11 protein-coding genes and 1 riboswitch are annotated in these 18435 nt (G+C 46.4%); of the genes, 3 read left to right on the top strand and 8 right to left on the bottom strand.

What is annotated here, in order from left to right; all coding sequences use genetic code 11:
- Positions 1-439: 439 nt before the first annotated feature.
- The 7 genes from H525_RS0107580 to ahbD form a co-directional block, all read right to left on the bottom strand.
- A complete protein-coding gene (locus tag H525_RS0107580) occupies positions 440-3733 on the bottom strand; it encodes a DEAD/DEAH box helicase (RefSeq protein WP_027415714.1) in 3294 nt (1097 codons plus the stop codon).
- Positions 3734-3767: 34 nt separating this feature from the next.
- A complete protein-coding gene (locus H525_RS25460; RefSeq protein WP_051330884.1) occupies positions 3768-5042 on the bottom strand; it encodes an SEC-C metal-binding domain-containing protein in 1275 nt (424 codons plus the stop codon).
- A gap of 325 nt (positions 5043-5367) precedes the next feature.
- Positions 5368-6468, bottom strand: a complete 1101-nt coding sequence (locus H525_RS0107590) for a GerAB/ArcD/ProY family transporter (protein WP_027415715.1) — start codon at positions 6466-6468, stop codon at positions 5368-5370.
- A gap of 25 nt (positions 6469-6493) precedes the next feature.
- Positions 6494-6721: a hypothetical protein gene (locus tag H525_RS0107595; protein WP_027415716.1), complete on the bottom strand. Its 228-nt coding sequence runs from the start codon at positions 6719-6721 to the stop codon at positions 6494-6496.
- Between the two features lie 7 nt (positions 6722-6728).
- Positions 6729-7916: a Ger(x)C family spore germination protein gene (locus H525_RS0107600; RefSeq protein ID WP_027415717.1), complete on the bottom strand. Its 1188-nt coding sequence runs from the start codon at positions 7914-7916 to the stop codon at positions 6729-6731.
- 15 nt (positions 7917-7931) lie between these two features.
- Positions 7932-9512 carry a spore germination protein gene (locus H525_RS0107605; RefSeq protein WP_081413289.1) on the bottom strand — a complete coding sequence of 527 codons (1581 nt, stop codon included), beginning with the start codon at positions 9510-9512 and terminating at the stop codon, positions 7932-7934.
- 457 nt (positions 9513-9969) lie between these two features.
- Positions 9970-11118, bottom strand: a complete 1149-nt coding sequence (gene ahbD / locus H525_RS0107615; protein ID WP_245590427.1) for a heme b synthase — start codon at positions 11116-11118, stop codon at positions 9970-9972.
- Between the two features lie 208 nt (positions 11119-11326).
- Here ahbD and H525_RS27120 point away from each other — a divergent pair, with 208 nt between their 5' ends.
- Positions 11327-11503 carry a hypothetical protein gene (locus H525_RS27120; RefSeq protein ID WP_155837185.1) on the top strand — a complete coding sequence of 59 codons (177 nt, stop codon included), beginning with the start codon at positions 11327-11329 and terminating at the stop codon, positions 11501-11503.
- A 231-nt stretch (positions 11504-11734) separates the two neighbouring features.
- On the opposite strand, the gene H525_RS0107625 is transcribed toward H525_RS27120, so the two are convergent.
- A complete protein-coding gene (locus H525_RS0107625; protein WP_027415721.1) occupies positions 11735-12313 on the bottom strand; it encodes a DNA-3-methyladenine glycosylase I in 579 nt (192 codons plus the stop codon).
- A 228-nt stretch (positions 12314-12541) separates the two neighbouring features.
- A riboswitch (cyclic di-GMP riboswitch) is annotated at positions 12542-12628 on the top strand.
- Between the two features lie 172 nt (positions 12629-12800).
- On the opposite strand from H525_RS0107625, the gene H525_RS0107635 reads away from it, so the two are divergent.
- Both H525_RS0107635 and H525_RS0107640 read left to right on the top strand, forming a co-directional pair.
- The gene (locus tag H525_RS0107635) at positions 12801-14543 is read left to right on the top strand and encodes a methyl-accepting chemotaxis protein (RefSeq protein ID WP_027415722.1); all 1743 of its coding nucleotides are present in this window, start codon (positions 12801-12803) and stop codon (positions 14541-14543) included.
- A 53-nt stretch (positions 14544-14596) separates the two neighbouring features.
- Positions 14597-18433: a non-ribosomal peptide synthetase family protein gene (locus H525_RS0107640; RefSeq protein ID WP_051330885.1), complete on the top strand. Its 3837-nt coding sequence runs from the start codon at positions 14597-14599 to the stop codon at positions 18431-18433.
- Positions 18434-18435: the final 2 nt, after the last annotated feature.

Here is an 18435-nt window from a genome sequence, read left to right on the forward strand (position 1 = left end):
CCCTTTCGAGGGAGTAAGCCTAAACCACCCATGAGAGCCTATTCCGTTGTAAGATAATATACCATATTTTAGCGTAAATATGGAATTACTTTCCTTTTCAAGCATCTCTCTTAATTCCACAAACCTCGATTTCTCTTATTGAACTCAGAATTGGGTTTTTTGTATATTCATAGTCCATGTCGACTGTTGACACGTTCCACTGCTGTTCGTTTGTCGTACTCTTTTTCCCACTTGTAGCTGGACCGGTCGATGTGATAACAGTCATATGATTGGTCACGAATATTCTTGTTTCAACTGTGAATATGCATGAAAACTAACGACAGGCGACGTTATGTTCAAGGGGTATAATTGAAGCGAGGGATCATCGGATCGTCCGAGAAGTTTAGAAAAATTCGATGTTTCTTATTCGGAAAAAAATGAGAGGGCCCTCAGCACCCTCTCATGAACCAATCATCAGTAGTTCGCGTATTTCTTCCTCTGTCAAAGCGGACAGGGTTTGTTCGCCGGGTTGAATCACCTGGTCGATCAAGTCCCTCTTTCTTTGCTGCAGTTCGTACATTTTCTCTTCAATCGTGCCCTCTGTGACCAGCCGGAACACCTGGACTACGTTTTTTTGCCCGATGCGGTGGGCTCGGTCTGCGGCCTGCTGTTCAACTGCGGGATTCCACCACAGATCATAGAGAATAACGGTGTCCGCTCCGGTCAAATTCAGTCCGGTTCCACCTGCTTTTAAGGAAATGAGAAAGATGTTTTCCTCCCCTTCGTTAAACCGCCGGCAAAGCTCCACCCTCTCCATGGAAGGTGTTTTACCGTCCAGATAAAAACAGGATAAACCGCTTTGTGCGAGTTCTTGACGGATGATCCCCAGCATTTCTGTAAACTGAGAAAAGATCAGCATTCGTTTGCCGCTGCTAAGACATTCATCGACAAGTTCCATAAGCTGCTCCAGTTTTCCGGAGCCGCCGTTGTAATTGTCCACAAACAACGCCGGGTGGCAGCATAGCTGGCGCAGCCGCGTTAGCCCAGCGAGAATTTTCATCCGGGTTTTTTGGAAGCTATCCACTTGAAGTTGTTGAACGGTTTCTTGCTGCAGTCTCGACAGATATCCCACGTATAGTGCTTTCTGTTCCTTTGAGAGTTCGGACGATCGAATGGTTTCAATTTTATCCGGCAGCTCCTTCAGCACATCAGTTTTCAGCCGACGCAGGATAAAGGGGCGCAGCCGTATCGCAATTTGTTCACTCGTAAGTTCAGAAAATGCCTTTTTGCCGGAGAAAAGTTCCGGGAATATCGCATTGAAGATGGACCAGAGTTCCTCCAACCTATTTTCCACCGGTGTTCCAGTCAGGGCAAAACGATGCCGGGCCTGGATTAATTTAACGGATTGCGCTGTCTGTGTCGCATGGTTTTTAATTGCCTGGGCTTCGTCGAGAATCAGGATATGGAAGCGTTGATCCGCATATAGTTCCTGGTCTCTGCGGAGCAAAGGATAGGATGTAATCAAAACATCTGCGTCCGAGGCGCCGCCTAAAACCTGACTGCGCTCCTGCTTATCGCCCGCTACGACGGCTGTTTTCAACTCAGGCGCGAATTTTTTCAATTCGTTTTTCCAGTTATAAATTAATGAAGCGGGGGATACGATCAAGACCGGCAGTCCAACCTGCTTGTTCTCTTGCCGCTCCGACAGAATAAAAGCAATGCTTTGCAGTGTTTTGCCAAGTCCCATATCATCCGCCAGAATGCCCCCGAAGCGGTAGTAGGCGAGAGTCTTCATCCATTGAAAGCCAAATTTTTGATAGTCTCGCAGCACGGGGATCAGCGTTTCCGGAACGGTGAAGTCCAGGTTGTCCGGGTTTCGCAAATTGTCGAGCAGCTGGCGCAGCGATTTTCCAAATTTGATGTTACGGTTTTTTTCATTTGCATCGATCAGGGAAAATCCACGAACGACTGGCAGTTCGATGCGCTTGCCCTTGATTTCAGAGGTTCGGATGCCCATTCTTTCCATAAGCAGAGCAATTTCCTGAAACCCGTCTTCCTCTAATGATAAAAATGAACCGTTTGGCAACCGGTAATATTTCTGTTTCTCTACAACCGATCCGAGAATGTTGCGAATGTCCTGTTCGTCGATGCCTTCCATGTCGAAGTTGACTTCCAACCACTCCGTTTTCGTGTCAACATCCACTGATGCTTTCGGCTGGTGGATCGTCCTGTGCATCAGCGACTTGACTGATGGGGTTACATAAACGTCGGCAAGTTTCTCAAATTCAGGCAGGACATGGTATAAAAAGTTATAAATCGATTCTTCTTCATCCATGTAAAGTTCGTTTGTGTTAATTTTGAAAGCAGAATTTTCAAAGAGGTTCATGATCCGGTTTTCCTGCTCCACATCCCGGATGAGGATGCGGTCTGACCGATCATAATTCCCGGTGTTTGAGCGCATCGGTTCAATAACGATATCACCGTATACATACTCCAGCCTGGCCAGCAGCCGATCGTCGTCCCGATTCAGATAAAGCCTGGCCAGTAAAGGAGGGCTTACGATTCGATCGGAAATCTGCGCAGCGATATTCACGGTGCCAAGTTTTTTTAGCCCCGGGACGACCTTCTCCATAAAGGGTTCGATTTGATCGGGTGCCACCCATACCTGCCTGCGGGACGAAAATTGAAACATCTTTTTCAGTTCCGCGAGTCTTTTTATTTGTGTCTGGTCTGATTTCCATAAGTCCCCGCCGACAATGACGTACCCATAGTTCTCCATTACCGTTACATTTTCCAGCCCTTGAAACTCGAATTGATATCCATTGGACGGAGCTTTATTTAATTCAAAGCTAAGGGGAATTTGCCCCTGGGTTACTTCAATGTGATCGTACGTTTCGGAGTTATGTTCAAAACGAACGGTTGCTTGCAATAATTTTGGCAGCATCGTCTCCCATGCCAGTGGAGGAATCAATATATCCCGTTCATTGTTCGACGTATAAAGCTTATAGCCACTGGAATAGTGGTTTAACACGTCACGGTAAACCGATTCATTATGATTCAATTCGATCAACTGCTGAATGATTGCCCAATCCGTTTCTTTAAAAGCATGTACCGTCGGATCGAATGTAAAGAGTTTAGTAAATACACAGGGAGCCTGACTCTCAATTTTTGAAAGAAATTCTTTAATTTTCTGGACGATGTACAAACGCTTGGCGCCGATTTTCATCTCAAGTGTAAATGTGTTTTTTCCCGAGGCAAAGCTGGTGGCTTTGCATGTGAATTCTACGTCAACCAACTGCTTGCTTTCTCTAAGCGGCTCGGCGGCTTCAGGGTAAACAGCCGTATTATCAAATAGAGCCAGAATGTTCTTCGTCAACTGTGCGTCTTTGCTTGAGATAACCGGTTCACGGAACGCATTGCCTTTCCCCTCACGGATAGCGTTAACAGGCGCAAGTCCGGGTATGCCTGTACTGTTAGCATAAATGTAAAATAAAACGGCAGCAATATGCTTACAGCAAGTGTCATAGGAATTGTAGGCAGGGCAGTTGCACTCGGCTTCGACTCCGTCCGCTTCGTCAAAAAAAACTCTGACGCTGTATCGTTTGCTGCCCATGACAATCGCGTCATAACGAAGTTCGTCCGGGTCGTAACTGACCCGGATTACCCGCTGCGATTTATAATATGCCTCTCCACGCTGGTAGGCAGCTGCGCCGCATAATAATTTAATATCTTTCAGGGATAGTGCGTGATTCATGCTTTTTTCCGTCCTCGCTGCGTTTTTGCGCCATTCACTTTTTACTTTTCCCGGGTGTATTCGCTTTGACCTGTTCCTTCAACCAGCGCATCAGAACCGGTTCTCTCTGCCATAAGTGAATATGGTCCTGAACATAGGCAACCGCTTCATCCTTGTCACCGAAGCCGATGTATTCAGGCATTTCGTCAGGAATTCTCTTCTTCCCCAGAACATAATCGACTACAAATGAATTTTGCTGGATAGCCTCTTGTAATAGTGAAACAAGCCGACTGGAAACTCCATTTTTCCCGTATTCTATCAGAATCCGGTTATAGTTAAAATTCGCGGTATGATCCTCACTATACGTATTTATCACTTTTAAAGCTTCACTGTATTTTCTCCATTCAATATAAGCGGTCAGTAACGCATAGCGGACACCCTGGTTGTCGTTAGGGTTTAGTTCCAACAGTTCTTTATATTCCCGCACCGCTTCTTTTAAATGGCCTAAAAATGACAACCCCTGGGCATATCCTAATTTTGATCGCATATAAGGGCGGGTTTCTATCATTCCCCAGAAATGGCCTTTGTTTTCTTTAAAAAAGGCTTGTCCCAAATTACGCTCACCTGCCAGCATTCCCTGCCTGTAATATTCAATCATATCTTCCAGGCTGTCGGCTGTTTCTGCAAGGATGTTGTAAGCGTCCGGACCATCAGGAGACAGCTGCAAAGCTTTTTTCGTACGCATTTCCCTTTCTGTACCTATGGAACGGGGAAGAGGGGGCAGAAGAAAAGGGTCTTCGTCATCCTCATCATCCGTCAAAGCAATATGCTCTGCCAGGTCTTCAGCAAAATCCAGCAGTTGATTCACACGCTGGGAAATGGTGCCTGCTGACAGCCCGTATTTTTTAGCCAGCCCGGCCTGTGTTGCTTCTGCTCTTCCATAAAGTTGATCAATACAATATTCAACCGCAGCAGGGTATACGCCCACTTTTCTGATGATGGGTTGAATTACGGAAGAGTAGGCATTCCATAGTAAAATACCTGCAACAACGGATTCAAGATCATACTCCTGAACCATATTGTCCAAAATTTTTCTAGCAATCAATTGGTAGAGAAAGTTACCCCAATCCAATTCTTCTTCGATTAGAGTTACAAGAGAATCATAGTCAATCTGTTCCGGGTGCTGTTCACAAGGAGGCCAATTGTTTTCCTCGTCACTGTGAGAAGCGATTCGGATTACATTATTCTGCTGGTCTTTTTCGAGACAGCAGCGTTTATACTTCTTTCCACTCCCACACGGGCAGGGGTCATTTCTTCCTACCTTTATCATGCGTATATATCTCCTTTTTCAAACCTCGTTTATTATAATACTATTATAGGATTTAGAGGACGCGAGGTAAACCGGGGAAGCGAATGTACTTACCGCGATCATAGAAAAAGTGTGCTAATCGTAAAATGGATTCCTTCTGCTTGCCTTGCAGCACGTCATGACCTTTGTCAAAGTGTACATACCTCTACCTTCGTTGACCATAATAACCAAACAAAAAGGGCCGCAAACGGCCCCTGGGTTAACAACAAAGAATTGGTGTTTGCGATACAACCACAAGCGGTGCGAAGTGCTTGTTTTTTTATACGAAATTACTGCCACATGCAAATTACCTCATTGTCCTTATCCTACCGAATCGTTTTTTCACCCAAGCCATACAGAACAGTAACACCGGAATCACCACCAACACAGTCAATAGAGAAAATGTCACAGACGTAGAAATCGCATGCGTTAATTCCTGCAGATTGGTCGCTACCCAAAAGTTAAACAAGATTAAAATAAAACCGAGCGGAAACACGATCGGCCGATAATCGGACAGGTTCATCCATTGGGCGGTGCCAAGAACAGACACATAAAAAAATACGCAGATTTTCACAAACGCACCTAACACCCAAATGGCCATGTGCAGCGATTCCAGATGGGCGAAAAATTCTGCCAGACTGATGTACCTCGCAACGATCAAAAAGGGATAAGTATAATTGTCCGTCATCTCCCCCAAGAGCAGCAGTGTTTCCAGATTGGAAATAACCAGCGTCAATATCACTGCAAATAGGGAAATCAAAGTGCTTTTCAGCGCTTTTTTGCGATCGGTTACAAAAGGGAGAAGAAACGATACGGTGATATATTCGCTAAACCAGGTCTGCAGAACGCCAGCACCCGCGATAGAAGGCATAATCCCTTCTCCCATGACCGGAAGCATGTTCGATGGGCTCAGATCAGGAATGATCGGAATAAGGATGAGTAGAAAAAAAATAACAATAGCAGGTAGGAAAAGTTGGGCAAACCTCCCCACGATTTCCACACCTCCGCGAACGGCTAATGCACATACCAGCACCATGCTGCTTGACACCACGATGAGCGGGGTCCGCTGCAGGAATGCCCCGACCAAGAATTCGCTGTATTCTCGAATGACAACACCATTGAGATATAGATAAACGAAGAGGATGATTAACCCGATTATTTTTCCGGGAACCCGGCCGACGATTCGTTCGCTCACTTGGACGATATTTTGGCCCGGATACATGTTATGGAGTCGAAATGCGATAAATACGGTAATCAATCCACTCAAGGCCCAAATCGGCGAAATCCATAGATCTTGTTTTGCATATTTGTACGTAATCGCTGGTGCGGAGAGAATCGCTGTAGGGGTGATTGCCAAATACATCATCATTCCCATTTGTAATGCAGAAATCTTCCCTTTTTCGATCATCTTTTTTTGAACTCCTTTCCGCGGTTTATTTATAAATAAATTTTCCCAGCGGTTTATAAATGGCATCAATCCATTGTGTGGGACCCGGCATTTCTGGATAGAAAACAAGCAGAAAAGCCAGCCCCCCTCCCAACATGGTTAAAGCGGCAAAGGCAATTTTCTCTTTTTTCATTTGCCCCTTCATTTTCGGCCATTCGTATATGGTCATGAAAACTAAAACCACTGTGATCCCCAAGATTTCCGCCCATTTCATTTTTTGATCACCTCTGTTCCGGCTTAATAAAGCTTTTACCGGTCATCCCTGGCCTGGTAACTTTTGGATTTGTTTCCAGCTTGACTTTCACTTTCGGGAATATCTCGTCCCAGCGATCCTTTGCTTGATTCCACTCTTTCGGATATTTACGGTAAAAAACATCGGCAAAATTGAAAATGTCGGCGTTCATCTTTTCCTGTGCTTGCGTCAGGGCCTTCTTCACACGATGTTCAATATCGGTTCTCAATTCCGTTTCCAGCGCTTGCGTATGCTCCGGTTCCATGAGATTCAGGTTCGTTGTATTTTCGACGATATCGTCCTGAGTTTCAATCTTAACGGCGATCCTCCAATTATTACCCTTAATATGAGGGATCAATTTCGTATGACTTCTGATCAGATAGAAAGAAACATATCCTTTAGTGCCTTTTGGGGAAACGGTCACGGTGGCACTTTTTACTTCGTTTCTTAGCCACATGATCCCTCTGGTTGTGTAATCATTCACACGACCGGTCATTTTTCCGTTCTTTACTATCGCTGTTCCATTAATAAACGGAATTGCTTTTTGAGCATCTTGTGCTTGTTTGATTTCCACCCAAGGTATGACAGCCGCATTGGCTTTACCGGCCAGCATTTGCGCCAACTCTTTTATCGTGATATTCAGCCCTGTTTGGGACTTGGCCAATTCCCGCAGCACTTCCGCGACATTTCGCTCAATAGGGGGTTGAAGTTGCAGCACATCTTTCGCCAATCCTTTGCTGACGAATACGTTTGCGCGTTCTCTTGGAGCGTGGTGCCGAGTCAAGTATTCCATCGGTTCGATAATGCCTTGCTTCGCCAATCTTTCTCCAAAAATGAAAACATCGTCATGCCCCCAAAACACTTTGCGAGGAAGCATCTGCTGCAATTTGGATGCCGCATCCGCCATGGTCAGCCCTGCCGCTGATCGAACGATGGATTGTCCGCCCTTCCCGCGACCGCCGCCGGACATTCCCTCCATCTGTTGACCACCTGACGGATTGGTAACAAATATGTTTACAGACAGTTCAAGTTTATGATCGTCCGTTACATCCAAACCAGCCGCTGTAATGATAGCCAAATCGTTCACTTCCGTTCGGTCCCAACAGCCGGAAAGAAAAAGCGTATTGATTGAAAGGAAAAAGAGGACAAGAATGGTTTTTCGTTTTGTTGTATACATAAAAATCCCCTTTGATTATTCTTCCTCATCCCTTTTGGTTGGATTTGGTTGTTGTCCGGGGGCCTGACGATATTGGTTCCATTCTCCGGTTAAGTGTGGACGTGTGTTCATCGCCCAGCGTGGAGCCCGCAAAAGTACATCTTTCATGTCGCGGCCTTTCATAGGGGCCAATGGAGACATATACGGGACACCAAAAGAACGAAGAGTGAGGAGATGATTCAAAATCAAAATTATCCCCAGCATCAAGCCGAGAAATCCCAGGAAGCCCGCAAGGATTATCATAGGGAAGCGAAGGAGCCTTACGGCAATTCCCACGGTGAACCGGGGCGCCATAAACGAAGCGATCCCCGTAATCGCCACAACCATGACCATCGGAGCGGAAGCGATACCGGCTGCAATCGCTGCTTGACCAATAACAAGCGCTCCAACAATACTGACGGCTGACCCGACTTGCTTAGGAAGTCTGGCTCCGGCCTCGCGCAGCGCTTCAAACACGGTCTCCATAAGCATGGCCTCCACAAGTGCAGGAAATGGCACCTGTTCTCGTGACTCGGCCATCGTTAATAAAAGGGTGGTCGGAATCATTTCTTGATGAAACGAAACAACGGCGACATAGAGCGAAGGCCCCAGTAAAGAGATGGCAAGAAAAAGGTAACGCAGCCAACGAATCGCAGTACCGACAAAGTATCGCTCGTAGTAATCTTCCGGTGATTGCAGCAAAGAAAAAAACGTCACCGGAGCGATCAACACACTGGGGGTTCCGTCGACGAACACAACGACATGACCTTCCAGCAAATATGCGCTGGCAACATCAGGACGTTCCGTCGAAAGAAGTTGAGGGAAAGGGGAATAAGGGTTGTCTTCAATCAATTCCTCGATATTTGCGCTTTCCAATACACCGTCGATCTCAATCCGCTGTAACCGATTCGTCATTTCCTCAATTAAACCGGGGTCCGCAATTCCCTCGATATAGGCAATTGCGATTGAGGTTCTGGAATATGTCCCGATGTTCATTGATTTGATTTTCAGGTTCGGACTTCTTAATTTCCGCCGCAACAAAGAAGTATTGGTCCGCAGTGTTTCGATGAATCCTTCCCTTGGACCCCGTAATACCGATTCGGCCACAGGTTCTTCGATTCCGCGTTTTTCCCACTTCGATAATCCAATTGACAATCCTTGCTTTTCCTGATTCACAAGCAGAACGGGATTTCCGCCGGATATTTCTTCGATGGCATCAGCTACGGTTCGTACATGTTTTATGGACGAGACGGCGATTTTCTGACGAATGTTCGAAAGTGTATGTTCCAGAACGAAATCCTGCTGAAGCGGCGCTAGTACATGTTGGTCGACCTCTTCGACATTGGCAAGACCATCGATGTAAATAAGCGCGGCTTTTGTTTGATCGCCGATCAAAAAGTCATGGAAAATGACGTCGGAACAATCCGCATAAATGTCTTGTATCATTTGCAGATTTTCATTCAATTCTCCGGAGAGCAATGTTTTGGTTTGAGGATTCTTGCTTGGCAGTTCGGCATTTACCGACTTTCGCCGGTCGGAGCGTAACAGATGGTTCAAGATTTTCTTCCAGTCGCCCATAGCGATCTCCTAATCGTTCTTTTCCTTTCATTATTGACATATACGGTTTTGTAAAAACATTTTGAGCTTTTTGAGATGATATTACATGCCCATCAAGTTAAGGTTATCCAATATCCTCAAACAGAAAAAATCTATTATTTATGCAAACGAACGTGTTTGTTCTTTTTTATACATCCCGTATTTTACGTATGCTTCCCATTTTTCTTTTTTTAGATTCACATGGCCTTCTTCGAAGAGAAGCCTCAAGACCTGCTTGAATATTTCATCCACGGGGCCTTTGAATCGCTCCGCTCGAAAACGGTTGATGGTATGACATAACTGTAAAAAAGGGGCTGTCGCCAAAAGGTCACTTTATGCATCCTTTTGGGTCAGCCCCTCTTCTCTTTTTCAGGCATAACCAGAAAATGTAGGGAAAACTTTCGGATTTTGGTAGGGTTCGTCAACTAGGATCCGTCAACTAATCGCTTACCGCCTGTTTCGGTTGATAAATACAGAACGGTTCTTCTGCGAGGAGGTCGCCCGTCATTCCATAGGCTCTGGCACGGCAGCCCTCGCAAACATTTCTGTACTCACAGATGCCGCATTTTCCTTTAAGATTGGCTGTATCACGTAATTGGCTGAAAATTTCTGAGCCTTCCCAAATCTCCTGGATGGTCTGGCGGCGGATATTTCCCGCTTCAACAGGCAGATAACCGCAGGGCTGTACGATTCCCTTATGGGAAAGGAAGCAGACGCCGGTACCGGCCAGACACCCCTTGGTCATAGCGGCCATGCCGTGCGTTTTTGAGGTAACCTGAATTCCTTCCGCTTTGGCGCGCTGGCGCATGATTCGGAAGTAGTGGGGGGCACAGGTAGCCTTTAATTCCAGCGGAACTTTTAAAGACTGATCGTAAAACCAGTTAAGCACCCGTTCATACTCAGCAGCCGGAATCATTTGCGTCGCAGAAAGCTGCGCGCCGCATCCTACCGGCACCAGCATAAACAGATGAAGAGCCGTCGCTTTTTCATCGAGCGCAAGCTGCATCACCTGTTCGATTTCCTGCACATTGTGTGTGGTGATTGTCGTATTAAATTGAATGGGTACACCCTGGTTCACCAGATGGCGGGCGCCGTTTAACGCCGTTTGAAAAGCGCCATGTATCCCACGGAATTGGTCATGCGTTTCCTGTCGGGCTCCGTCCAGGCTAATCGAGACGCGCTGCACACCGGCCTTTTTAATTTTTTTAGCCATCTCTTCATTAATCAGGGTGCCGTTGGAGGCAAGGGCGATACGCAAGCCTTTCGAAGTTGCGTAACCGGCAATTTCAAAAATATCCGGCCGGTACAGCGGTTCTCCTCCGGTTAAAATGATAATTGGATTGGCAAAACCGGCAATTTCATCAATCATCCGAAAGGCTTCCTCTGTCGAGAGCTCGTCCGGATTTCGCTGCGGTTGAGCCGTTGCCCGGCAATGAACGCATTTTAAATTACATCCTTCTGTTAGTTCCCAGAAAATCAGGCGAAGTTGATTTTTCTTATTCTTCATGTATTGACCGGCTTCCTCTGTGCTCATCTGTTTCATCTTTTCCCGTGCCGTATAAATGGGCATTGCGCCTGGATGTTCCATATAGCTTTTCCACTCCCCGTTACCTGTTAAATACATACAAAATAGGCTCGTTTACAAGATGTAATTTTAACATGGCCGGTATAAATTGGACGCGCATTCATTCCCGTTTCTCTGTCGGATTTGTGAATTTTTTTCGCAAAATACATGAACGGATATTCTTATGGATTGGGAGGAATACTTGATAGTGGAATGAGGAGGTGAGCACATTATGGCAAACAAGAAAAATGCGATCGAGCAGGGACTAAAAGCTGCACAGCAGCAGGCGAAAAACAGCCAGGAACAGCAGCAGGTTCAAGAATTATCCTCCCAGCTGCAAAATAACACCACAAATACCGGAACAAACGGTACGGCTGTAACTGAGGCCGAAACGAATGTGGAAAGCTAAAAATGGAAAAAAATAAAGGCGGTGCATTTTGCATCCGCCTTATTTACCGTTAAAGAAAGTATATGTTGCTTTACAGTGTTAAACTGAATGGAGTTGCCTTCGTTAGTCTATTTTTGTTTGAATGATAAAAAAATATCAGGCATAGACTACACACAAACCTGAAACTCCAAAAGAGTATAAAGAAAGAAAAAAGTAAAAGATTAGGGCCTCAAAGAACAGTTGTGTATGTTCTTACTTTGTATTTGTCTTATTCAACTCCTTATATCGAAAACACTCCATAACATGATCACTCACCATCCCGGTAGCCTGCATGAAAGAGTAACAGATGGTGCTGCCGACGAATTTAAATCCTCGTTTTTTTAAAGCTTTGCTCATTTGATCCGACATGGGTGTACTGGCAGGCACTTCCGCCAGGCTGCTCCAATGATTCAACAGCGGTGTGCCCCCGACGAATTCCCAAATATAGCGGTCAAAACTGCCAAACTCATCCTGGACACGGAGGAAAGACTGCGCGTTGCCTATCGCGGCGTTTATTTTTATCCGATTTCGAATAATCCCTTCGTTATTCAGCAGTTCTTGAATCTTATGCTCGTCATAAGCCGCAATTTTTCTAGCATCAAAGTTATCAAATGCCTTTCGGTAATTCTCTCTTTTTTTCAAAACGGTAATCCAGCTTAACCCCGCCTGCACACCTTCCAATATCAGCATTTCAAACAATTTTTGATCGTCGTGAACCGGCACTCCCCACTCCGCATCATGATATTCAATATAGAGGGGGTCGTTGGTTGCCCATCCGCATCGTGTTTTCATTGTCTATACCTCATATTTGTTTGTTTTTTCTTTTATGATAACACAGCGGAGGAAGCCCACCCACTGTTCCATGAAGACTGCTGTTGCATTCATCGTCATTTGCTGTCCTCTTTTGTCATTCAATGTAACATATTGGCACATTGAAATTTTTATAGTGGAAATGATTTTGAAAAAATGTAAAATAAAAGAGGTGATTGGTATAAAGGATTCGCTTCTTTCTTCCTAAAAAAACATATTTGGCAAACCTGTCGAAAGGCAGGGACGCAAAGCTATGGGCCTAAAGCAGTTCGCTGCTATGGTTGCCAAGTTGCACGTAAAAAACAACTTCCGGTTGCTTTGTTGCAGTGCCTTGGAAGTTGTTTTTATTTGCTCCCAAAGCTGAACAGGAAGGGAGGAGAAGGACTGCCGAATGATTTTCAGGAGATGTTTATCAACAAAAAGAGAGCCGTTTAATTACAAACAAGAACAAATCTAAGGAGAGTAAAAAATGAAAAAGAAAAAGCTTAAAATGTCTGTTACTGCTAAACTTGTTTCTATTTCACTCGCGATTTTGCTTCTTTTTGGTTTATCAACGATGACGCTGGCTTATTTTATGCTGAAAAACAGCAACCTGAAAAGCATGGATAAACAGTTGAATGACACTTCTACCATTCTGGCCGAGCAGATCAATCGTGATAAATTAAAGTCGATTATGAACGAGCCGAACGATAAAAACCCGGACGTCCTTGAAGCCACGAAGAACATGGATAAGATGATGGGCCAATCCGCAATTATCAGCAATTTATACATAATTACGTCAAAGAACGGCTCGTACTATGCGCCTACAATGAGTACGAGTGTTTTAAAAACAGGGGCCAAGTATGATACCGACATGGTAAAAGCAGGCTTATCCCCGGATATGATCGCTGCGGTAAAGAGAGCGTTTGAAGAGAAAAAAGTTCAGGCAACAGCGATTTACGGGGATGCCTTCGGACAGTATAAAACCGGATTTGCTCCTATACTCGATGAAAATGGCACGGTGCTTGCTGTGTATGCCGTGGATTACGACGTATCTTCAGTAACCCGGAAGGCATGGGCGGAAGCTCTCAATATCTTTTATTTCACTCTGCTGTTCATCGTTATTTTTGGAGTCGTTCTGTATGCTTTTATTAAGAAAATGGTGAAGCCGATCGTTTATTTGTCAGAAGTATCCCGAAAAGTAGCAGACGGCAACTTGGAGATAGAGCTCACAGAGGTGAAAACAGAGGACGAAATCGGTACCCTCAGCAGGAATTTTGCTACTATGGTCAATAGTCTGCGGGGCATTATCCAGAAGGTAACAAGCGTTTCAAGCCAGGTTTCGCATTTATCCACCAATTTATCGTCCTACATTGAAGAAACAACGTTGGAAACGAATCAAATTTCCGCCTCCATTCAAGAAATTGCGAGTGGAACCGAGGTGCAGGTAAGCAGTGCGTCCAGCAGTGCACAATCCATTGAAGAATTGGCAATAGGAATTCAGCGTATTGCGGAGACGTCTGTTGCGGTATCGGAAGCCTCCATTACAACAGCGGAGGAGGCGCAGAGAGGAAACCAGTCTACGCAAAAAGCGGTTCAGCAGATGGATTCGATCAGCAAATCGGTCAATAAATCGGCCTCCATCGTCCAATCGCTTGGAAACCGCTCCCAGGAAATTGTGCAGATTGTTGAAATTATCGCCGGAATCGCTTCACAGACGAACCTGTTGGCATTGAATGCCGCGATTGAAGCGGCGCGTGCCGGAGAACAAGGAAGAGGGTTTGCCGTCGTTGCGGATGAAGTGCGGAAGCTTGCGGAACAATCGGAAGAATCAGCACGACAGATTGCCGATCTTGTCCAGGAAATTCAAGGAGACACTTCGCATTCGATAACCGCGATGAATCAGGTCGTAGAAGAGGTACAGGCCGGGTTGGACGTTGTACAGCACGCGGAAAATGCGTTTTGTCAGATTCAGAAGTCGATCGAAAATATTTCCGATCAAATCCGGGACGTTTCATCGACTTCACAGGAAATGGCGGCAAGCTCACAGGAAGTGACGGCATCTGTAGAAGAAATCGAACAGATTGCCAGGAGTTCGTCTGACAGTACACAGGCTGTGGCGGCTTCTTCAATGAAACAGTTGTCTTCCATGAAAGAAATTCACAGTGAAGCCCAGTTGCTCCGTGAACTGGTTGAGGAACTGCAGCAGGCGATTCATCAATTCAAATTATAAATTTTGCAGGCTATGTGAAAACACTTCTTAGAAAGCAGAGGAGAAATTTGAAGATGAACATACATCCTAATGAAAAATCCGGAACGTATTCGGCTACGGCAGAGCAGTACTGGCTGACACATATGGCGCCGCCTTTGCCTGTCATGGAATTTCCGCTCGATTTTTCCCGTTCGCCTGTATATGAGTTCGCGGGACAATGCATTAGCGATGCCCCCGACAAAAGCTTTCTTTACCAGATAAAAAAGGTCTGCCGGGATAAGGGGATAAATGTAAATACCCTGCTGCTCACCGCCTACTTTGTATGGATGTACCGGTTGACGAATGAAGAAGACATGATTATAGGCATTCCCTCCACAGGATACAAAAAGACAGGTGAGGTGACTCTCATTCCTCTGCGTGTTTCGATGGCGGGGCTGAACAGGATAGACGAGGCTCTTTCTCTCGTAAGCCAGCGGGTAACTGAAGCCGCGCATTATAGCGATTACGCATTTGATGAACTAGCGGACAAGCTCAATCCGGATAAGGATGCCGGCCGGCCCCCTGTGTATTCGACCATCTTTTCCTTGACGGAGGAAAGAATCGCCGATCCTGCGGACCTTATCTGGCAGGTGCGGGACGATGGGGAGCAGCTGAAATTTAAACTTACATTCAATAAAACGGTGTTTAAAGCCGAGTCAGTGTATCGGTTTATCAAGCAGTATAAAAAAATACTCAAGGCATTCATAGAAGACGCGTCTTTTTTATTCCGGACGTTTGACATCTTAACGGAACAGGAACATCTCCTTTACAAGGAGTTAAATCATTCCCGTGCAGATTTTCCTGCCACACAAACTCTACCTGGCCTGTTTTACCTGGCGGCGGACAAGCACCCAAACAATATCGCCCTGTCTGCTGAGGATGGCCGGATGACATACGAGGACGTAAACAAACGTTCCAATCAACTGGCGCACAGGCTGCAATTTTATGGCCTGAAAAAAGGCGATTTTATAGGGGTTTTTATGGAACGAAGCTTGGACACTGTCGTTAGCTTACTCGGTATTATGAAAGCCGGCGGAGTGTATGTTCCGATTGACCCTGAATATCCGGAAGACCGTGCAAGGTATATGATCCAGGATAGCAGGATATCCCATGTCGTGACGAAAAGACAGCATGAAGAAAAAGCAGTGGAACTAATCGCGGGCAATGCGTGCGTTGAAAAGATACTTTGTGTGGATGACGGTGAGTGTGAACATTATTCCGCAGATAACGTGACAAGCGGTCTCACACCGGATGACTTTGCCTACGTTATTTATACGTCTGGCTCAACCGGCCGCCCGAAGGGAACGCTGCTTTCCCACCGGAGTGTTGTCAATCAGATTGATTATGCGATACGGTATTATGATTGCCAGGAGTATGACATTTTTACCCAGTTCACTTCGTTTAGCTTTGATCCCTCGGTGTGCGAGACGTTTTCCGCTTTATTTTCCGGGGCAAGGCTGCATTTGCTGTCGCCTTCACAGCGCGTTTCCATCGAAGAATTCACCAATATCATCGAAGAAATAAAGGTGACCGGGGTTTTAGCCCTTCCTACCGCTTTCTTTAATCAATTGGCTTCGTATTTGTCCGACGAAGACTGTAAAAAACTCGCTTCCGTAAAACGCATCGTTGTAGGGGGAGAAGCATTAACCGGTTCCATGGTCCGCCTCTGGCAAAAACGGTTTGGGACCAACATTACGATTATCAATGCGTATGGGCCGACAGAATGTACGATCATGTCTACCTCGTATAAAATTAGCCATCTTGTACCGGATACACAGAACGGTATACCGATAGGAAGGCCGGTGCAAAATTATGAAATGTACATCCTCGACAGCGCAGGGCAGCTTTGTCCGGTTCATGTACCCGGTGAGCTGTATATCGGAGGCGAGGGGTTGGCGCAGGGCTATCTGAATCAGCCAGAAAAAACAGCTGAAGCGTTTATACCCCACCCATTTTCTACTATGCCGGGGGCACGTCTCTATAAAACAGGCGACCTTGTCCGCTTGCTCGCGGATGGAAATATTGAATTTATCAGCCGTAAAGATACGCAGGTGAAAATTCGCGGGCACCGCATTGAACCGGGTGAAATCGAAGAGGTATTGGCCGGGCGGGAAGAAGTGCAGGAGGCGGCGGTCATTGCACAGAAAGCGCAGGACGGAAACAATCGCCTGATTGCTTATTATACGACGGTGGACAAGCAGCCTCTTCACGGGAGAGAAATTCGGGACTTTCTTGCCGGTTCGCTGCCGGGCTACATGGTCCCCGAACAAATCATCCACCTGGCAGCTATGCCTCTTTCCCCGACCGGTAAAATTGACCGGAAAGGTCTGGCAGCCAGAGAAATAGAGTCGGCGATGCCGCAGGAAAGCTATGCGCCTCCCCGAAATGCGACGGAGAAGCTGATAGCAGAAGCCTGGGAAAAAGTCCTTGGTGTGAAAAAAGTAGGCATTTATGACGACTTCTTTATGATTGGCGGGCATTCGCTGAAGGTTCTGCGCATTCTCGTACTGGTAAAGCCTTCTTTTCCCCATTTAAAAATCCAGGACTTTTTCCGCTACCGTACCGTCGCCGAACTGGCCGAGTATGCTGAGAAGCGGGAACCGCAGGAATCACAGAAAGTACAGACGGCGGGTGAGACGATTTCGAATGCCAATCTGGCTTCCGGGGAATGGAAAGTGCGAGACCTTGCGGAACCTGCACGAATAACAGGAGCTGTCTCTTCCGGGAGCAAGCCGGAAAATATTCTGCTCACAGGAGCGACCGGTTATCTTGGGGCCCATATCTTATATGAGCTTTTACTGCAAACTTCGGCAACGGTTTACTGCCTTGTTCGAAGTTCAGAGGGAATTTCCGGGGAAGAACGCCTTACGGATACGATGCGCTTTTACTTTGGCGGGGAAGGCGCAAAAAGGCTGGAAGACCGGGCTGTTATCGTTGAGGGGGATTTAGGGAAAGCTGATCTGGGTCTATCGCCGGCAATAACGTTCCACCTGCACAAGGTGATTGACACGATTATTCACAGCGGCGCCGATGTTCGCCATTTCGGCGACTCCGCCCAGTTTGATAAGGTTAACACCCGGGGAACCTCGTTTCTGCTGGACATCGCCCGTCATAAAAAAGGTGTTCATTTTCACCACATCTCCACGATAAGCGTACCGGAAGAACTCGCGGAAAGCGGGCAGTGGGGTGATTTTGCTCAAACGGGCGACTTTACGTATGATGTGACGCTGGAAAACGGATATACAAACAGCAAGCTCCAGGCGGAGAAGCTGGTTCGCGAAGCGATGCGTACCGGCGTGCCGGCGACCATTTATCGGGCGGGCAATTTAACCTGCCACTCTGAAACGGGGTTATTTCAGCGCAACATGGAAAGCAACGCGTTTTACCGGATGATAAAAGCGGCGCTGCTGCTGGGAGCGGCTCCTTCCGCCAATTGGTACGTCGACGTAACGCCAATCGATTACGCGAGCCGGGCGATTGTAAACCTGGTGCATCAATCCGATATGGAAGGGCGGACGTTCCACATTTGCAACCCGCAGCAGCTTCTGTATGACGAGTTTATCCGGATATTGCAATCGTTCGGGTATGACATACAGCTGATGGAAGCCGACCGTTATCAACAATGGTTATTCCTGTCAAATCACGATACCGGGCGTGAGGAAGCGCTGCAGCTGGCGATGGCGCAGCTGGATGGAGACGGAGCGAAGGATTCGGAATATCGCTATACCTGTAACGAGACAGAAAAATTCCTCAGGGGAACGGGCATCAGCTGCGCGAAACCCGACCGTCAACTGCTTCAGCTGCTCGTAAACTATGCGGTCAAGACCAGATATTTTCCGGCAGCAAACGGGCATGAAAAAGTACTGGTATAAAG

This window comes from Aneurinibacillus terranovensis DSM 18919 (assembly GCF_000430625.1).
Lineage (GTDB): Bacteria > Bacillota > Bacilli > Aneurinibacillales > Aneurinibacillaceae > Aneurinibacillus_B > Aneurinibacillus_B terranovensis.

Bases quoted from the DNA above. Each gene is read 5' to 3' on its own strand.
- H525_RS0107580 (WP_027415714.1), bottom strand. From the start codon at position 3,733: ATGAATCACGCACTATCCCTGAAAGATATTAAATTATTATGCGGCGCA.
- H525_RS0107625 (WP_027415721.1), bottom strand. From the start codon at position 12,313: ATGAAAACACGATGCGGATGGGCAACCAACGACCCCCTCTATATTGAA.
- H525_RS25460 (WP_051330884.1), bottom strand. From the start codon at position 5,042: ATGATAAAGGTAGGAAGAAATGACCCCTGCCCGTGTGGGAGTGGAAAG.
- H525_RS0107605 (WP_081413289.1), bottom strand. From the start codon at position 9,512: ATGGGCGACTGGAAGAAAATCTTGAACCATCTGTTACGCTCCGACCGG.
- H525_RS0107635 (WP_027415722.1), top strand. From the start codon at position 12,801: ATGAAAAAGAAAAAGCTTAAAATGTCTGTTACTGCTAAACTTGTTTCT.
- ahbD (WP_245590427.1), bottom strand. From the start codon at position 11,118: ATGGAACATCCAGGCGCAATGCCCATTTATACGGCACGGGAAAAGATG.
- H525_RS0107640 (WP_051330885.1), top strand. From the start codon at position 14,597: ATGAACATACATCCTAATGAAAAATCCGGAACGTATTCGGCTACGGCA.
- H525_RS0107590 (WP_027415715.1), bottom strand. From the start codon at position 6,468: ATGATCGAAAAAGGGAAGATTTCTGCATTACAAATGGGAATGATGATG.
- H525_RS0107595 (WP_027415716.1), bottom strand. From the start codon at position 6,721: ATGAAATGGGCGGAAATCTTGGGGATCACAGTGGTTTTAGTTTTCATG.
- H525_RS0107600 (WP_027415717.1), bottom strand. From the start codon at position 7,916: ATGTATACAACAAAACGAAAAACCATTCTTGTCCTCTTTTTCCTTTCA.
- H525_RS27120 (WP_155837185.1), top strand. From the start codon at position 11,327: ATGGCAAACAAGAAAAATGCGATCGAGCAGGGACTAAAAGCTGCACAG.